This is a genomic window from Mucilaginibacter sp. P2_A5, from assembly GCF_056404995.1.
The window spans coordinates 30458-46796 of sequence record NZ_JBFUCY010000010.1; the positions used below are offsets into that span (position 1 = coordinate 30458).

At 43.9% G+C, this 16339-nt stretch carries 13 protein-coding genes; 6 read left to right on the forward strand and 7 right to left on the reverse strand.

From position 1 onward, the window contains the following. Positions 1-12: 12 nt before the first annotated feature. A complete protein-coding gene (locus tag AC1DXF_RS10325) occupies positions 13-477 on the reverse strand; it encodes a DUF4920 domain-containing protein (protein ID WP_477448234.1) in 465 nt (154 codons plus the stop codon). Positions 478-731: 254 nt separating this feature from the next. On the opposite strand from AC1DXF_RS10325, the gene AC1DXF_RS10330 reads away from it, so the two are divergent. After that, the gene (locus AC1DXF_RS10330) at positions 732-2108 is read left to right on the forward strand and encodes an NHL repeat-containing protein (RefSeq protein WP_477448236.1); all 1377 of its coding nucleotides are present in this window, start codon (positions 732-734) and stop codon (positions 2106-2108) included. Between the two features lie 214 nt (positions 2109-2322). Here AC1DXF_RS10330 and radA read toward each other — a convergent pair whose 3' ends face one another. From radA to AC1DXF_RS10345, 3 genes are all read right to left on the reverse strand, one after another. Beyond that, complete coding sequence (gene radA, locus AC1DXF_RS10335; protein WP_477448238.1) at positions 2323-3798, reverse strand: DNA repair protein RadA; 1476 nt, start codon at positions 3796-3798, stop codon at positions 2323-2325. A gap of 727 nt (positions 3799-4525) precedes the next feature. Continuing rightward, positions 4526-6826 (reverse strand): hypothetical protein, encoded by a 2301-nt coding sequence (locus AC1DXF_RS10340; RefSeq protein WP_477448240.1) that lies wholly within the window; start codon positions 6824-6826, stop codon positions 4526-4528. Further along, positions 6756-7748, reverse strand: coding sequence for a hypothetical protein (locus AC1DXF_RS10345; RefSeq protein WP_477448242.1), 993 nt, complete (start codon positions 7746-7748; stop codon positions 6756-6758). Before AC1DXF_RS10345 ends, AC1DXF_RS10340 begins: the two co-directional genes overlap by 71 nt. Positions 7749-8251: 503 nt before the next feature. Between AC1DXF_RS10345 and AC1DXF_RS10350 the strand changes: the two genes are divergently transcribed. Beyond that, positions 8252-8695: a DUF1569 domain-containing protein gene (locus AC1DXF_RS10350; protein WP_477448244.1), complete on the forward strand. Its 444-nt coding sequence runs from the start codon at positions 8252-8254 to the stop codon at positions 8693-8695. Between the two features lie 689 nt (positions 8696-9384). Here the strand turns inward: AC1DXF_RS10350 and AC1DXF_RS10355 are convergent. The 3 genes from AC1DXF_RS10355 to AC1DXF_RS10365 all read right to left on the reverse strand — a co-directional run bounded on the left by AC1DXF_RS10355 (position 9385) and on the right by AC1DXF_RS10365 (position 12313). Continuing rightward, entirely contained in the window at positions 9385-10935 is a 1551-nt protein-coding gene (locus tag AC1DXF_RS10355) for an Rne/Rng family ribonuclease (RefSeq protein ID WP_477448246.1), read from the reverse strand. 232 nt (positions 10936-11167) lie between these two features. Beyond that, the gene (locus AC1DXF_RS10360; protein WP_477448248.1) at positions 11168-12010 is read right to left on the reverse strand and encodes a tetratricopeptide repeat protein; all 843 of its coding nucleotides are present in this window, start codon (positions 12008-12010) and stop codon (positions 11168-11170) included. 9 nt (positions 12011-12019) lie between these two features. Next, on the reverse strand, positions 12020-12313 hold the full coding sequence (locus AC1DXF_RS10365) for an HU family DNA-binding protein (RefSeq protein ID WP_076378439.1): 294 nt from the start codon (positions 12311-12313) through the stop codon (positions 12020-12022). Positions 12314-12684: 371 nt separating this feature from the next. On the opposite strand from AC1DXF_RS10365, the gene mutY reads away from it, so the two are divergent. The 4 genes from mutY to AC1DXF_RS10385 all read left to right on the forward strand — a co-directional run bounded on the left by mutY (position 12685) and on the right by AC1DXF_RS10385 (position 16328). After that, positions 12685-13731, forward strand: coding sequence for an A/G-specific adenine glycosylase (gene mutY, locus AC1DXF_RS10370; protein ID WP_477448250.1), 1047 nt, complete (start codon positions 12685-12687; stop codon positions 13729-13731). Positions 13732-13755: 24 nt separating this feature from the next. Next, positions 13756-14172 carry a single-stranded DNA-binding protein gene (locus AC1DXF_RS10375; RefSeq protein WP_477448252.1) on the forward strand — a complete coding sequence of 139 codons (417 nt, stop codon included), beginning with the start codon at positions 13756-13758 and terminating at the stop codon, positions 14170-14172. 140 nt (positions 14173-14312) lie between these two features. Beyond that, a complete protein-coding gene (locus AC1DXF_RS10380) occupies positions 14313-15806 on the forward strand; it encodes a serine hydrolase (RefSeq protein WP_477448254.1) in 1494 nt (497 codons plus the stop codon). Positions 15807-15986: 180 nt separating this feature from the next. Continuing rightward, entirely contained in the window at positions 15987-16328 is a 342-nt protein-coding gene (locus tag AC1DXF_RS10385; RefSeq protein ID WP_477448256.1) for a hypothetical protein, read from the forward strand. Positions 16329-16339: the final 11 nt, after the last annotated feature.

Below are 16339 nucleotides of genomic sequence, written 5' to 3' on the forward strand. Positions count from 1 at the left end.
TAATCATCTACATTAAATATCTACCAATAGTCCCTTAACCTCAAAAGTTACTTTTCTCTTCGGATCGGTTTTTACCGTGTGTTGCTTTTTTCCAACAACGGTATCTCCGGCAAGATGCTGCAGATCATCGGCAATAAACACTTTTTCGGCCACCCCTTCGATGATTACGGTACGGCCGGCCAACTGTTTAGGTAAGGTAATATTATAATCTTTAAAATGGGCGGCAATTACTTTGCCGCCACCTGCGTCCATATCAAACCAGCCGCCTTTTTCTTTGGTCACTTTTATGATCTTCGCCTCAATAGTGGTACTTATTCTTGTCTTTTTACCCATAAAGGCTTCAACTTTGCTGGCAGTCATCATGGCCACGGTATCGGGTTTTTGTCCGTAAACCATACCATGAGGAAGCGGAATATGCTTTTGAGCAAATACCATTGCAGACATCAGCAAGGCCATCAGTAACACGGATATTTTCATAACAATAACTTGTTTTTACATAACACTATAGCCGGCAAAATGTTGCATTTACTTTACCGGCCTGCTACTGTTACATTTTGTGGTTATTGGCCGTATTATATTCACCTTAAACTCATTTATTTTTAGTCAATTTGCAGCCGGTTTTTATTTAAGTGTTAATGAATGTTAAAATATTCGTTTTGAGTAATAAGCTTTGTCAAGTTGTTTATTTTTACAGCTGATAATACCGTGCCCACTAATTCATATTATTTCAAATGAACAAAAATCTTACTAATTCCATTCTGTTTGCGGCAGCGCTGTTCACTATATCGTTAACCCAAACAGGATGTGTTAAAAGCAATGACGCTACTCCTGGCGTTATACCTGTTATATCTACCATTGATGTGGTTAAAGATGCTGCCGATACCAGCGCCCATAGCGGCGGTTTTATTACCGAAGCGCTTACTTATGCTGTATCAACATATGGTGTATGCTGGAGCGCCACAAACTCTACCCCAACCACTGCCGATTCAAAAACTGCCGATACTGTTAACTATTTAACCTATACAAGTAAAATGAAAGGTTTAAAAGTTAATACCAAATATTATGTACGCGCCTACGCCACCAATTCTGTTGGTACCGGCTATGGTAAAGTTGTGGAATTTACTACCGGTGCCAATCTTACATCGAAAGTAGGTACAGTGAGCACATTTGCCGGTAACAGTAGTGCCGGCTTCATTGATGGGGATGGAGCCGTGGCGTCTTTTTATAGTCCGCAGGGTATCACAATCGGCAGTACAGGTACTATTTACATAGCCGATGCTTTTAACAGCGCCATCAGGACTGTTACTACGGGCGGCACGGTAACCACGTTAACCGGTAACGGAAGTATTGGATATGTAGACGGCCCCTTAGCCAACGCTCGTTTTTATGCTCCGCAAAGCGTGGTAACTGATGCCGCAGGTAATATATACGTAGCCGATTTCAGCAATAACGTTATCCGTAAAATAACGCCAGCCGGCGTGGTAAGCACATTGGCTGGTAGCGGCAGCGCAGGTTATAACGATGGAACAGGCATAGCAGCCTCATTTAACAATCCTCGCGGCCTGGTTATTGACGGTTCGGGTAACCTTTACGTAGCCGACAGGGGCAACAACCTGGTCCGTAAGGTTACTGCGGCTGGTGTGGTAACCACATTTGCCGGCAACAGGACAGCTGCCTGGGTTGATAACACTACTGCCACCACTGCTTCGTTTAACAAGCCATCGGGGCTTGCTATAGATGCATCCGGCAATATTTATGTAGCCGACGCGCTAAATTATTCTATCCGCAAAATAACCTCAGCTGGTGTGGTGAGCACCTATTTAGGCGATCCCAAACACAAGGTTATCGGCTCGCCTTCGGCATTAACATTTGATGCCAAAGGAAACCTTTTTGTGGCCGACCAAACCGGCCGTATTTTTGAAATTACTACCAATAAAGTTTTATTACCATTAGCCGGCCTTAGCGCCACCGCAGGCTTTGCCGAAGGCAGCGGTAAAAACGCACTGTTTGCATCGCCACAAGGCGTAGCTGCCGACGCGAGCGGCAACCTATACGTTGCAGACTCGGGCAATAACCGTATCCGCAAAATTGTACTACCATCTTTATAGTAGGTGAAAGGATAAAGGCGAAAGGTAAAAGGCGGCTGCGTTAGCGGCATGTCCCAACCAGGTGAATCAACCGGCGAAGCCCGGTTGATTCACCTTTCACCTTTCACCTTTCACCTTTCACCTTTCACCTTTCACCTTTCACCTTTCACCTTTCACCTTTCACCTTTCACCTTTCACCTTTCACCTTTCACCTTTCACCTTTCACCTTTCACTACTATCCAAACAACTGCCCAAATACCTCTTCGATGCTGCTTACTATTTTGATGTCGATATCGTAGCGGGACAGGTCCATACGCTTTTTATCCTGGCCGCCTGATGGGAGGTTGTATTTGGAGATAAAGATCTGGTTAAAGCCCAGCTTTTGGGCTTCGGCAATACGTTGTTCAACGCGGTTTACAGCCCTTATCTCACCCGACAGCCCAATCTCACCTGCGAAACAGGTTTTAAAGGGGATGGGCATGTCTTCGTGAGATGATATAATGGCTGCGGCCAGGCCCAGGTCTATCGCGGGGTCTTCTACCCTGATGCCGCCCGTAATATTCAGGAATACATCTTTAGCGGCCAGCCTGAAACCACAACGTTTTTCTAATACAGCCAGCAACATGCTCATTCGTTTGGTATCAAAGCCTGTTGCAGTACGCTGAGGGGTACCATAGGCCGATGCACTTACCAATGCCTGGGTTTCTATCAGCATGGGCCTCATGCCCTCTAAGGTGGCCGATATGGTGATGCCGCTAAGCGGTTCGTCGCGGTGCGATAGCAGGATTTCGGATGGGTTGGATACTTCCCGCAGCCCCTCGCCCATCATCTCGTAAATACCCAGCTCCGATGCCGAACCAAAACGGTTTTTAATTGTACGCAATATGCGGTAAACATGGTGCCTGTCACCCTCAAATTGCAGCACGGTGTCAACCATATGCTCCAGGATTTTGGGACCGGCTATAGCACCATCCTTGGTAATATGTCCTATCAGGAACACCGGCGTAGAGGTTTCTTTGGCAAAGCGCAGCATTTCGGCCGTACACTCCCGTACCTGCGATACACTTCCCGGGGTCGATTCGATGTGCGATGAGTGCAGTGTCTGGATAGAATCTATCACTACCAGATCAGGCTCCAAAGCCTCTATTTGTTTAAATATGTTTTGGGTGGAGGTTTCGCAAAGTACGTAAGAGCCCCCCCCGCCCCCTGAAGGGGGAGCCTCTGAATTAATTATCGCCGGCCTATTCTTTTGGGCTCCCCCTTCAGGGGGCGGGGGGGGCATCAGCCTTTCTGCCCTCATCTTAATTTGCCTTTCACTTTCCTCGCCCGATACGTACAACACCTTCAGGTTTGGCATATTAAGCGCCAGCTGCAGCATCAGGGTTGATTTGCCAATGCCGGGCTCTCCGCCAATAAGCACCAGCGAACCGGCAACTATCCCACCGCCCAAAACGCGGTTAAATTCTTTATCGGGGGTAAGTACCCTATCCTCCTCGTTAAAGGTAATATCGGCTACCTGCACGGGCTTGTTGGCCCGTTGCTGGGTGTTGGATGTTACTTTCCAGGTGGGTACGGCATTGCTGGTGTTACCTTTTTCTATAATTTCTTCTACAAAAGTATTCCATTGCTGGCACGATGGGCATTTACCCAACCATTTGGGCGATTCGAAGCCGCAGCTTTGGCAGAAATAGGCTATTTTAGTTTTGGCCATGGAAATTTAGATGTGCAGATTTTTGATTTCAGATATGCAGATGGTGAAATTTGCATTGTATACACAAATATGCAGATAAAAATCCGGGTTTTACTAATTTGGTTAGCAAATCAATCGGTCGGTTTTTTACAGGAATAGATAACGCAACAAATACAAAAACACATATTGCACTGATAATCAGCAACTTAATTATTAGCAAACACAGAGCGCACCAACTCAAATATCTAATAATCAGATAGTTGCTTTTTATTGCAGAACAAAAATCCGAACACCTTTTTTTACATCCGAACACTGACAAAATGCCATCAGCAATTTTGATAAATAGCTGAATTTTAACCCCCTAAGCAATGTAAAAATATGCAAATAACGCATAATAATGTTTAACTAAACAGCGGTTAATTTTCACTTTTATACAAAAAATTTACAAAAATATTCAACTTTTACGCACAGGAAAATTACGCGGGGAATTAAACGGATCCTGCTAAATTTAGCAAACCCCGGCCTGATATTAATATATGCACACTGCCACTGAAAATATCGATTTAGCAATATTTGTCTGTCGAAGGGTCGCGCGGAGCAGGCCTTTGCCTGCTATGGTTCGACAAGCTTACCATGACAACCTTTTTACGATGTCACCCCTCCTTCAGACTTTCGCGAAATTTTACAACTCAGGATGACACAAAATAGAATACACTATGAGTAAACCTATAACTGTTTCCATCCCACGCTATTTCTCATCCACATAACTCCTGAAGTATTCACACTCTTTAAGCACTTCTTTATAATAAGCCGTTTTGCTGTAGTTGTTTTTTAACAGCTGGAAATACTTGTTTAAATAAGTATAGCTTGTATCGGTAATATCCTTTTTAATATAGTTAGGATTATCCACCCCGTTGTAAAAATCATTTTGGGCGCATTTGCTCAGCATGAAGGTGCAGCGTGCACGCTGTTCATTGGTTGTGGCGTTGCGGAGCGCAAGGGTGTAATATTTGGTAGCTGTGGCCATGTCATAATAATTTTCCAAAGCCGCATTGGCATCATCACCGGTACCCGATAAATCCGCATTAGGCGATGTATCGATGCCAAGATTTTCATTCTGGTAAAATGCTCTCCCGTTTCCGTAATAGGTAATATTGTAATAGGCGTTGGCCATAAGCCAGGTATTGCGGTATACGTTTTTGCCGGCTTTTACTTCGGTTTGCAGTTTTAGCAGCGTTTGTACAAAGGATAATGGCGTAAATTTTTGCTTTTGCGGGGCGGCGGCGTCACAATCATGGCAATCCGTTATCCGGCTGTTGAAGGGATTGGCGTAAAGTACAAATTCGACGGGCTTCATTTTTTTTAGCAGCACCATCGCTTTGCCATTTTGCTGCCGATAAACCAGGCTAAGCGCCTGGTGATAGTACAGGTTATCTAAAGTTACAGGGTAGTAACGTACCATCACCTTTTCAAACGGCGTTTTACCGGTTTTTGTAAGCAGCTTAACCAGGTTTTCTACCTGCGCACTATCTTTATAAATTACATAGTTGTTGTTAAAGCATACTTCCTTAAGCAGGTTACCTTGCTGGTGATATAACCGCGCAATTACTTGCATTACCGTGCCTTTGGCGTCACTGTATCTCAATTTACTTAATGTCGCTCCGCTTTTTCCTAGGGTTGGGTCGGCCAGCCAGTTTAATGGTTCGGTTAGCAGGCGCTCGGTGGCGGCATCCATTCTTTTGAGTTTGTTAACTATCAGCAATATATCCAGCAATTTACCCTGCGCCTGTACGTTTACGTCGCCCGCCGGGAACTGTTTTTTGGCAATGGCGTAAAACTTGCCGGCGGCCTTATAATTGCTATCCATATAATTGATATAGCCGGCAGCCAGGTTCCAGAAGTAGGGTTTGGCAGTGATACCTTTCAGTGCAATGTTTTCTACCAGGCGTTTACGATCAAGGTAGCTTTTCCTAACCGAATCCGGGTTAACAGGATCACTGTATATCCCCGAGGATTCATGGCTGTTAACCATCCGGCTTAACAACAAGTCAAGTTTTTCAGATTTTGGGTCAAGCGCCATAATCTCTTTCATAGCCCGGTTTTCATCATACTGGATGCCCAGCATTTGCCAAAGTGTTATTTGCTCATCCTTGTTTTTTGCCATCCGCAGCGTAGCCTTCCAATCAGCCTCATTTTGCGGGTGGAAGCTCCAGTAACTGGGGATCTTTAACTCGTACGAGTAATTGTAACACAGGCTATACAGGTAATTGGATAGCGCATAGTTTTTTTGGCGATAATAATACCCGGCCACGTAGCCAAGGGCGCGGTAGTAAGTTAAATCCTTTGCAAACCCATCTTTATATTTATTAAATATCGCTACCGATTTGGCGTTGGCAGCTTCATCGTCCCTGAAATAATAGTACCTGACCAACTGAAACCACAACCGCGATTTGATGAACGGATCTTTTTCATCCCGAAAAGCATTCATTAACGATGACTCCAGTTTAGCGGGCGCGTATAACGGGGTAACTTTATCCCAGCTACGCGAGCTATTGTTTACGGTAAACGTTTCGCAACTTTTGGCAAGCTGCAGGTATTTAAAAAAGCCGGAAAGCTGCGCTTTATCGGGCCGCCCTTTGCTGCTATCGGGGTATGCTGCCGGTAAAACATGCAAGGCACCGGTGTAGTTTTTATAAACGGTGTCAATTATGCCGGGGGTTGCCGTAGTCAACAAAAACAGGAGAGACTGGCGGGCAAACTGCCCGTTAAAATGATGATACCACTCATCAGTCACCTTATCATTGTACCATATATTACTGTCATCTGCGTGGTCCAACCCGTAGTAAACCTCGTTGCCGGTATAAAAAAATGGCGAGTATTGCTTGTTTACAAAAAACTCGGGTGTAAAGGCTGAGTACTCCGGCTCGTACGAATCGGCACAGGCCCAGATGACCCCGGCAAGGGCAAGGGTACAAAAGCTAAAAACGATCAGAAACCTGGCGGATAGTTTCTGCCTGATATTCTGATAGGTTGATGTTGGCCAGTTCATAGTAAATTATAGTCCTGCCGGGTTGTTGCGGCAGGTATTTAACCAATTGTTTTGCGGCGGTGTTTAAACCGGCAGCGGTAGTTTGTTCAAGCTTAAAAATATCATTTTGTTTGATATAAATCCCCGTTAAAAAAAAGCTGTGTTTGGCCCGGTAATTATTCTCGCCGTAGGTAGGTTCAAAGTCGTCGCGGTTGTTAAGTTGAGGATGCCCAATTTTACCGTACACCTGTATCACCCTGCCCTCCCTAATGTGGATAGCCCATGAAAACAGCGGCAGGGCAACATCCATCTTCAGCGGATATAATGTTAAATAGGGTATATACTTTTCGGCATCGGCATCATTGTAAATAGAGTTTGGCTGCTGCAAATTGGGATTCAGCTTGCCCATATTGTAAAACATCAGTACTCCTTTATCAACAGGCGGCACGCCGGTTCGCTCCTTAAACTTTACCTGGTGCAGCCGAATGGTGGCCTGTAATTCCAGGTGGTTAAGCTTTTTAAAAGCCAGCAGGAAATTAAAATACCGTTGCCGGGTGGTCAGCGTCCAGTCGCAATCCACCTGTACTTTGGCGTAACTGAGATGTTGTTCGGCGGCAAGGCTGCCAAGCAGTTTATTACAATTTATGGCCAGGCTGTTAATAGCCGTATCGGCCATGTTTTCAAAGGTTGTATTGGTGATGTAAATAACCGGTATGATATTTAGCCTGGCCGGGGTGTTGTTAAACTGTATCACCGCGTTGGGGTAGGCGCGGTGCTGGCCCTTATCCCAGTTCACATCAAAAAAGCGGACGTATATTTTGTTGGATCCGGCCTGTTTTACCAATGCTGCCTGCCCGGCATCCAGTTTAAAATTGGTTTTCCAATAGTAAAAAGCAGTTGTAGCCGTGCTGTTTCTTTTACCACGCGAGCATGCAAACAACATCACAGTTATACAACAAACAACTATTGAACAGGTGCGGTTATACATAAAATTCATCTCTAAATACCTGCTGCTATTGTCGCATTTTACCTTTTGTTTGTCGCAACCAAAACTACAATTATTCATCAGTATCCGATAGCTTTGTTTGGCAACTTACCTCGTTATGATGTGTTTCGGTTCAAATGAATATCGGCTTCGAACGCTGGCGAAGACTCGCCCGGCTACGCTGCGCTGGCCCCACTCTCTTCGGCTTCGCCGGAAAGTGGGGCTTGAAGAGCTGAATGCATATAGCGCACCAAAATTATCCACCGTTCAAGCCCCTCTTTCCATCGCAGATGAAGAGAGGGATGTCGGGCGCAGCCTCGACAGGGTGAGTCGTCGCCGCCATGCGATATACGCCATTCCTTTGCAAAATTTTTCACCTCAACACAACGAGTTTGCCAAAGTTTTATCCTCACAAATAATTAACTACTTTTAAACCAGCCCAAAAAACCAATTCCCCAACCATGAAAACCATTTTTGACAACGCCACCCGCCAGGAACTTATTACCCGCATTGGCACCCTTAATGAAACCAGCACCGCGCAATGGGGCAAAATGACCGTTTACCAGATGCTGAAACATTGCAGCCTGTGGGAAGAGATGGTATTGGGTAAAACCATCTACAAACAATCGTTTATCGGGAAGCTGTTTGGTAAAATGGCCCTGAAAGGCATGCTGAAAGACGACAGCCCTGTTAAAAAAAACATGCCCACTGTTCCCGGCTTTAACATTACGGGCACGGGCGATGTGGAGGCCGAAAAAGTTAAATGGATTGGCCTGATCAATGAAGAGGAAAATTTCTCGAACCACAGTTTTGTACACCCCTTTTTTGGCAAAATGACCAAGGAACAAATAGGTTGCTTCGCCTATAAACATATCGACCATCATTTAAGGCAGTTTGGGGCCTGAATGATTTAACAATTGCCCCCGCCCGATGGCTGTGCCCTCACAGGCATCTTTCAGATAGGCGGTTGTAATTAACGAAAGCTTTAGGAATAGCGTTCTGTGGGGACACAGACTGCGGAGACACAGACCGCGGGGACAGACCGACGGAGAAGCGATCTGTGAGGACACAGATCGCGGGGGAAGGCCAATCAGACTTACGAAGTTTTAAAAACTTCGCAAGTCTTTCCGCTCCGATAGCGATCTGCGGGACATGGACCACATGAACCGAAGAGCCGCTTAACAAGACAGGGCCCCAAAATTTCTTTTGTGGCCCTGTCTTTGTCGTTTAATCTTAAAAACTGGATAGGCTATTCTACCAACCTGTCCGGATTTCTTGATGTATTTAAAACGGTAAAAAGTTAATTTTGTTTCAATCGTGTGATAAATAATTAAAAAAATTAACTGAAAAGGAGCTTTCGAAACAACCGTCTATCTTTATTCAATCTATCTGCCATTTAAACATTGTAACCTGTAAATAGTTTTATAAAACAGAAAACTAAGTGAGGGCGCCACTATGGTGAGTTCAGCAATTAAAGGACAAAAACGACCGGGCGGTTTGCCCGGTACCATATAGTTCGGATTGTTAAAGGCGCACAAAAAATGTGCAGGTGTTTTATCAACATCTGCACATCTGCAATCTGAAATCTGCACATTTATAATTTGATCTCTTCGTCTTTTGAGGAGAAGAAGTGAAACTCGGTGATCTGGTAAGCAGGATTGCTTTTAACCTTAATCCACTGTCCGTATTTCAGGAACCATTTCATTTGGCGGGTATAAATACCCTGTTTAATATAAGCTTCAATATAGGGGTGCACAGATAGGGTAATGCCCTTTTCGTTTTGCTCATCCAATATATAATTGAAGTTATTTTCAATGTCGTCCATCAGCAAAATGGTTGGCCTAATGGTACCTGTACCATTACATGTAGGGCACACTTCGCTGGTTACAATATTCATTTCGGGCCTTACGCGCTGGCGGGTAATTTGCACCAGGCCAAATTTACTGGGTGGTAAAATGGTGTGCTTTGCCCTATCCAGTTGCATTTCGGCACGCAGGTGATCAAACAGCTCTTTGCGGTTTTGGGGTTTGTGCATATCAATAAAATCGATAACAACAATGCCGCCCATATCGCGCAGGCGTAGCTGGCGGGCAATTTCTTTAGCCGCTTCTTTGTTTACCTGGTAGGCGTTTTCTTCCTGGTTTTCTTTACTGGCTGTGCGGTTACCGCTGTTTACGTCAATAACGTGCAACGCTTCGGTATGCTCAATTACCAGGTAAGCTCCACCGGCAAGGTTTACGGTTTTACCAAAAGCTCCTTTAATCTGTTTATCAACGCCAAAATGTTCAAATATAGGCTCCTTATGCTTATGCATACGCACTATACTTTCCATATCCGGCGAAATCTCGTGGATGTATGACCGGATTTCTTCGAACATACTGTTATCATTTACGTAGATGTGCTGAAAATCGGGGTTCAATATATCCCTCAGGATAGTTGATGTACGCCCAATTTCGCCCAAAACCTTTTTAGATGGTTCGATAGACGGCAACCTGGTAATAAATGCTTCCCACTTTGATATCAGATCAAGCAAGTCTTTCTGTAATTCCTCAACGCCTTTGCTTTCAGATACCGTACGGATAATTACGCCAAAATGCTTTGGCTTAATACTTTCAACAACCTTGCGCAAGCGGTTACGCTCTGTGTTACTTTTTATTTTTTTGGAGATAGAGATAGCTTCCGAAAACGGAACCAGTACTACATATCGCCCTGCGATAGAAAGATCAGAACTTAAGCGCGGCCCTTTGGTTGATATAGGTTCTTTGGCTATTTGAACCGGAATGAGCTGGCCCTTAGTCAATATATCAGAGATTTTGCCTCCTTTATTGATATCGGCTTCCAGCTTAAAGCCGTCCAACAGCTTTGACTGATATCCCCCGCTACGTACTTGCTTGGTTAGCTTAAGCAGGCTTTGCACCTGCGGCCCCAAATCAAGATAATGCAAAAAGGCATCCTTCTCGTAGCCTACATCCACAAAGGCAGCATTTAAACTGGGCATTATTTTTTTAATGCGTCCAAGGTAAATATCACCAACAGTATAATTGTTGCTGATTTGCTCTTTATGAAGCTCTACAAGTTGTTTGTCCTGTAATAATGCAATGGTAGCCCCATTGGGGGATGAATCGATAATTAATTCTTTTATCAACTGCTACTCCATTTCTTAAAACGGTAAATACCGTATGTAAATAAGAGGGTAAAAAACACTCATAATAAAAAGTACCCACCTTTAGTAAAGGCGGGTAAAATCTGCTTTGGTTATCGCAGCCTATTTCTTTTTATGTCTGTTTTTTCTTAAACGTTTTTTACGTTTGTGGGTAGCCATTTTGTGTCTTTTACGTTTTTTACCGCTGGGCATAATAATAATTTTTAAATGTTGATTACTTCTTTAATTCGTTTATATCGTCATCAATACGCTGCACGAATGTTGAATCGGGCACCATACTTTTGCACTTTTGGTAAGCCTCAATGGCTTCCTTTTTCATGCCCAGTTGCTTATAGCTTTCGGCCAGGTAAAACTCCGGCTCAAGCTCTGTTCTTTGGGCAAGCAATGTTTTAAACCTTGCAACTGCTTTTTCAAACTGGCCCGATTTCATGGCGAACATTCCTAAATTGAGGTTTGCACTCCAGTTATTCGGGTCCTTTTTTACTACTTCAAGCAGTAAGGCTATACCTTGCATAGGTGCGCCTGCGCCATTTACGTACGCCACGCCTAACCCTGTTTTGCCTGCAAGGCTTTCAGGTTGTAACTTTAAGGCATTTTGAAAAGCCTCGGCAGCGTTGCTTACAAAAGCAGGCTGCAATAAAGTATCCTGGGTAAGTTTATATGCATCGTTAAAACGATTACCTGCATTTAACCAATCCCCGGCTGTATTATTTTTCCGGGCCAGGGCCTGGTAGTAAAACGCCGCGGGTGCGGGTTGGTTATCATCGTCCCACTGTTTGGCCAGCTGCAGCTGCAACTTATCGGCATCAGCGCCCGATGCTGTTTTCAATTGCCCTTCAAGGTCATTTATCTTTGCTGCCAATGCTGCCCCAATTGCTGCTTTGGCTGGCTCAGATACCATATCAACCGTTACCGTTGTTGCCTTGCGGCCGTTAAGTACCGTTGTTTTATCGCTTTTGGCCTCTTTAGCTTTTATTAAACCTTTAACAGGTAAATAATACAAATAGCCCATAACAACAACTATTGCTACACTAACGGCTATTTGTTTCTTATACATATCTTAAAATTATTTGCTGGTTTTGTTGCCTGTTTTTACTTTTTCAACAAAAGTTTTTGCTGGTTTAAAGCTTGGCACAAAATGCTCTGGAATAATGATGGCAGTGTTTTTTGAAATGTTACGTGCTGTCTTTTTTGCTCTTTTCTTTACTACAAAACTACCGAATCCTCTTACGTAAACATTTTCGCCACCTACCATTGAGCTTTTAACAACTTTAAAAAACGCCTCAACAGTTTCCTGCACGTCTACTTTCTCGATACCTGTCTTAGATGAGATTTCAGTTATAATTTCTGCCTTAGTCATGTCTAATTTTTCTTATTTAATTATATAAATACTTAACTGTTTTGGGGTTGCAAAAGTATCGCTTTAATATTTAAGTGCGAAATATTTAACAGTTTTTTTTTACCCAGTACCTAAAACGTACATTTTCGTTACAAAGTATAGACAATCAAGGGTAAAAGGCTTTATTTTTAGGTGAAAGGCAAAAGGTAAAAGGCGAAAGGTTTTTAAGCCAGTTACCCTCTCAACCGCAGCTACCTTTTACCCTTCACCTTTTACCTTTAACCTCCCCTTAACCGCAGCTATCTTTCACCTGCTCCTCAACCGCAGCTACCCTTCGCCTTTATCCTTTCACCTTTACCCTCATTAACTTTATCCTCCCTACCTTTACCCCAATGAACTTTACCGACCAACTGGTACAATGGTACCTTGCAAACAAGCGCGACCTGCCCTGGCGTAACACTACCGATGCTTATACCATATGGTTATCGGAAATTATTTTGCAGCAAACCCGGGTTGAGCAAGGGCTGCCTTATTTTAACCGTTTTATTGAAAAGTACCCAACAGTAAGCGATTTTGCAGCCGCACATGAGGACGAAGTGCTTAAGCTTTGGCAGGGCCTTGGCTACTACTCCCGTGGCCGTAATATGCTTAAAACCGCGCGGCTTGTACAGGAAATGTACAATGGCGTGTTCCCCGAATCCTATAACGAATTGATTAAACTAAAAGGCATCGGCGAGTATACAGCGGCTGCAATTTCATCCTTTTCGGCAAACGAAGCTAAGGCCGTTGTTGATGGCAATGTGTACAGGGTGCTGGCGCGGTATTTTGGTATTTATGATGCCATTAATTCCACCACCGGTAAAAAGGTTTTCCAGTCGCTTGCAACAGATTTGCTTAATGAGCAAAATGCAGCATTGCACAACCAGGCCATGATGGAATTTGGGGCGATGCTTTGTAAACCTAAAAACCCGGCTTGCGGTGTTTGCCCGGTACATATGGGCTGCGCCGCTTTTTTAAACAACGCGACAACAGCTTTACCGGTAAAATTAAAAACGGTAAAAGTGCGCGAACGCTTTTTTAATTACTTTTTAGTTACTGACGGGCAAACTGTTTTAATGAATAAAAGGGACGATAAAGACATCTGGGCCAATATGTACGATTTGCCCATGGTTGAAACCACATCGCTGTTACCGGCACATGAACTGGCAAAGCAGCCTGGCGTGGCCGGTATTTTTGGCGATAAACTGAACATTATAGAAGATACACCCGTAATAAAACACATTCTTACCCATCAGCGGTTATTTGTGCGGATGATTAAAACCGATAATTTCCCACCTGTATTGAACCCAAACTGGGCTTATATTCCGGTTGAAAACCTGCATGAATTAGCGCTGCCGAAGGTTATTTTTATATTAATAAAAAATATTTTTAATTTATAAAAGAATTTTCCGTTATTTTATGGCATGTCTGGAATTAATAAAGTTATCCTTGTCGGCCACTTAGGCAAGGATCCCGAATTGCGTACTTTAGATGGCGGAGTATCCGTAACAAGCTTTCCGTTAGCTACTTCCGAAACCTTTAACAAAGATGGCCGCAAGGTAGAGCAAACCGAGTGGCACAATATTGTAATGTGGCGCGGCCTTGCAGATATGGCCGTTAAATTTTTACAAAAAGGCAAACTGGTTTACATAGAAGGAAAATTACGCACCCGCTCATTTGAAGATAAAGACGGCATTAAAAAGTACACCACCGAAGTTGTTGCCGAAAACTTTACCATGCTTGGCCGCAAAACCGATTTTGAAACAGATCCTAACAGGTTGGCAAAAAGCGCGGAATCGGTAATTTACACGAATGGAGAAGATTTGCCGCCTGCTTATTAGCGTGTTTTAACCAATTATTACCTGCCACCCTTTGCCCATTGCCAAAGGGTGTTTTTTGTGCTTTTTATTTCGATAGCGAGGCACTGGCAGGATTATATTTTATTGCTATATTGAGTGCAAAAAACCTTTGCCCCAAAATCATGAAATTTTTAAAATGCCTGCTATCTATATGCCTTGCCCCCGCCATAGCGTTTGCCCAAACCAACCCAAAAATCCAGGAATTTGACAACTACGTACAGCAGGCCGTTACCGATTGGCATGTACCAGGCCTGGCCATAGCGGTGGTTAAAGATGGCAAGGTAATATTTGCCAAAGGTTACGGCGTACGTGAACTGGGCAAACCCGATAAAGTTGATGCGCAAACTATATTCGCCATTGCATCAACAACCAAGGCCATGACCGCCGCCTGTGCCGCCATGCTGGTTGACGAAGGTAAGCTGCACTGGGATGATAAGGTAACCGATTACCTGCCCGGTTTTCAGCTATATGACCCTTACGTAACCCGCGAACTAACCGTACGCGATTTATTTTTGCACGATAGCGGTGTAGGCAATACCGATTATTTATGGGCTTTCATGAACATTCCTGCTGACGACATGCTACGCCGTTTGCGCCTGGTAAAACCAGAATATGGCTTCAGGGACGGCTTTGTGTACCAGAACATATTTTATGTAACAGCCGGTAAAGTAATTGAAAAAGTCAGCGGTATGCCCTGGGAAGATTTTGTGCAGAAAAGGATTTTCACACCGCTAAAAATGATACATACCGTACCAGCCTTTAGCAAAAGTAAAGCGATGCTCAACCAATCATCGGCGCATATTAAGGTTGATAGCAGCATTGTTGTGGCCCAAAAAGATGTTACGGACGTCATTGGCCCTGCGGGTGGCGTATGGTCAAGCGCGGAGGATATGGCCAAATGGGTTAATTGCATGCTGGATAGCACTAAGTATAACGGCAACCAGCGCCTGCTTAAACCCGAAAGCTGGGCCATGCTGCTTAAACCGCAAACCTTTGTATCCGAAAGCGAATTTTACCCCACAGCCCGCGTTACCAAACCCCATTGGATAACCTACGGGCTGGGCTGGTTCCAGCAGGATTACCAGGGACAAAAAATTGATTTCCATACAGGCAGTTTAACAGGCCTGATTGCCATAAACGGAATGATTGTAGATAAAAAGGTGGGCGTATACATACTGGCCAACCTTGACCACGCCGAAGTGCGCCACGCACTGATGTTTAAAGCTTTTGATTACTTTGCATTAGGGGGCAACCGCGATTGGAGTAAGGAGTTTTTAACGCTTTATGGAGATATCCGGGCCAAACGGGAAAAATCAACCAAAGAATATGAAGCTAAACGGGTTATGGGCACCCATCCCACATTGGACCTTAAAGCTTATGCGGGCACCTACACCGATCCGCTTTACGGAACGGTAGTAATAACCGCCACCGCCGATAAGCTAACTTTCAACATCAACAATTTTATAACCGCCGAAGCCACCTGCTGGAACTATGACACTTTTGTTGGCCCATACGCCCGCAAGGAGTACGGCAAAATTGGCGCAACTTTTAACATTGATGAACTGGGTAAAGTAAGTACGGTTAATGTGGATGGGATGGTGTTTGCGAGGCAGTAGAAGTAAACTATGCATAACAAAAGCGCTTGATTTATAGGAGAGTAAAAGCAGATAGAATAATTAATCGTGATCAAACAAAAGGTTAATTTAAAAAATACAAGGCCGATATATTATTTAACCTTGTTCGGGTGTTTTGTCGGGGAGGTTGTAGTTTAAATAACAGTAAGCAGCTAAAGTTTCATGAGCAGGAAGCAACAATATAATTTAGTTTTTTCAAAACTTACCGTGCAGGGATACTTTGATAGTTTCTTGTGCACGCAGGTTGGAGAGTCGGCAGAGGCTCATGCTTTATCCAATTTGTTATATGCACTTGGAAGGTTGGAAGGACCATCTTTACTTGAGGAACTCGATAACGCATTGAACAACCGCCCATTCGAAGAGTATTACAGTCCTGATAACGCCAACTTTTCCGATGGTGTTCAGATCATTCCTCCTGCTGCAATAATTAATCAGCAGGTAGAGGTTCCATTAACCCACCTTAAGGAATTGATTGAAGAGTGGATAGCGTTTACAAAATTGTAGTAAAAAGCTCT

Coding starts and splice junctions, on each gene's coding strand:
- mutY (WP_477448250.1), top strand. CDS start 12,685: ATGAACTTTACCGACCAACTGGTACAATGGTACCTTGCAAACAAGCGC.
- AC1DXF_RS10340 (WP_477448240.1), bottom strand. CDS start 6,826: ATGAACTGGCCAACATCAACCTATCAGAATATCAGGCAGAAACTATCC.
- AC1DXF_RS10385 (WP_477448256.1), top strand. CDS start 15,987: ATGAGCAGGAAGCAACAATATAATTTAGTTTTTTCAAAACTTACCGTG.
- AC1DXF_RS10375 (WP_477448252.1), top strand. CDS start 13,756: ATGTCTGGAATTAATAAAGTTATCCTTGTCGGCCACTTAGGCAAGGAT.
- AC1DXF_RS10380 (WP_477448254.1), top strand. CDS start 14,313: ATGAAATTTTTAAAATGCCTGCTATCTATATGCCTTGCCCCCGCCATA.
- radA (WP_477448238.1), bottom strand. CDS start 3,798: ATGGCCAAAACTAAAATAGCCTATTTCTGCCAAAGCTGCGGCTTCGAA.
- AC1DXF_RS10350 (WP_477448244.1), top strand. CDS start 8,252: ATGAAAACCATTTTTGACAACGCCACCCGCCAGGAACTTATTACCCGC.
- AC1DXF_RS10365 (WP_076378439.1), bottom strand. CDS start 12,313: ATGACTAAGGCAGAAATTATAACTGAAATCTCATCTAAGACAGGTATC.
- AC1DXF_RS10345 (WP_477448242.1), bottom strand. CDS start 7,748: ATGTTGTTTGCATGCTCGCGTGGTAAAAGAAACAGCACGGCTACAACT.
- AC1DXF_RS10360 (WP_477448248.1), bottom strand. CDS start 12,010: ATGTATAAGAAACAAATAGCCGTTAGTGTAGCAATAGTTGTTGTTATG.
- AC1DXF_RS10325 (WP_477448234.1), bottom strand. CDS start 477: ATGAAAATATCCGTGTTACTGATGGCCTTGCTGATGTCTGCAATGGTA.
- AC1DXF_RS10330 (WP_477448236.1), top strand. CDS start 732: ATGAACAAAAATCTTACTAATTCCATTCTGTTTGCGGCAGCGCTGTTC.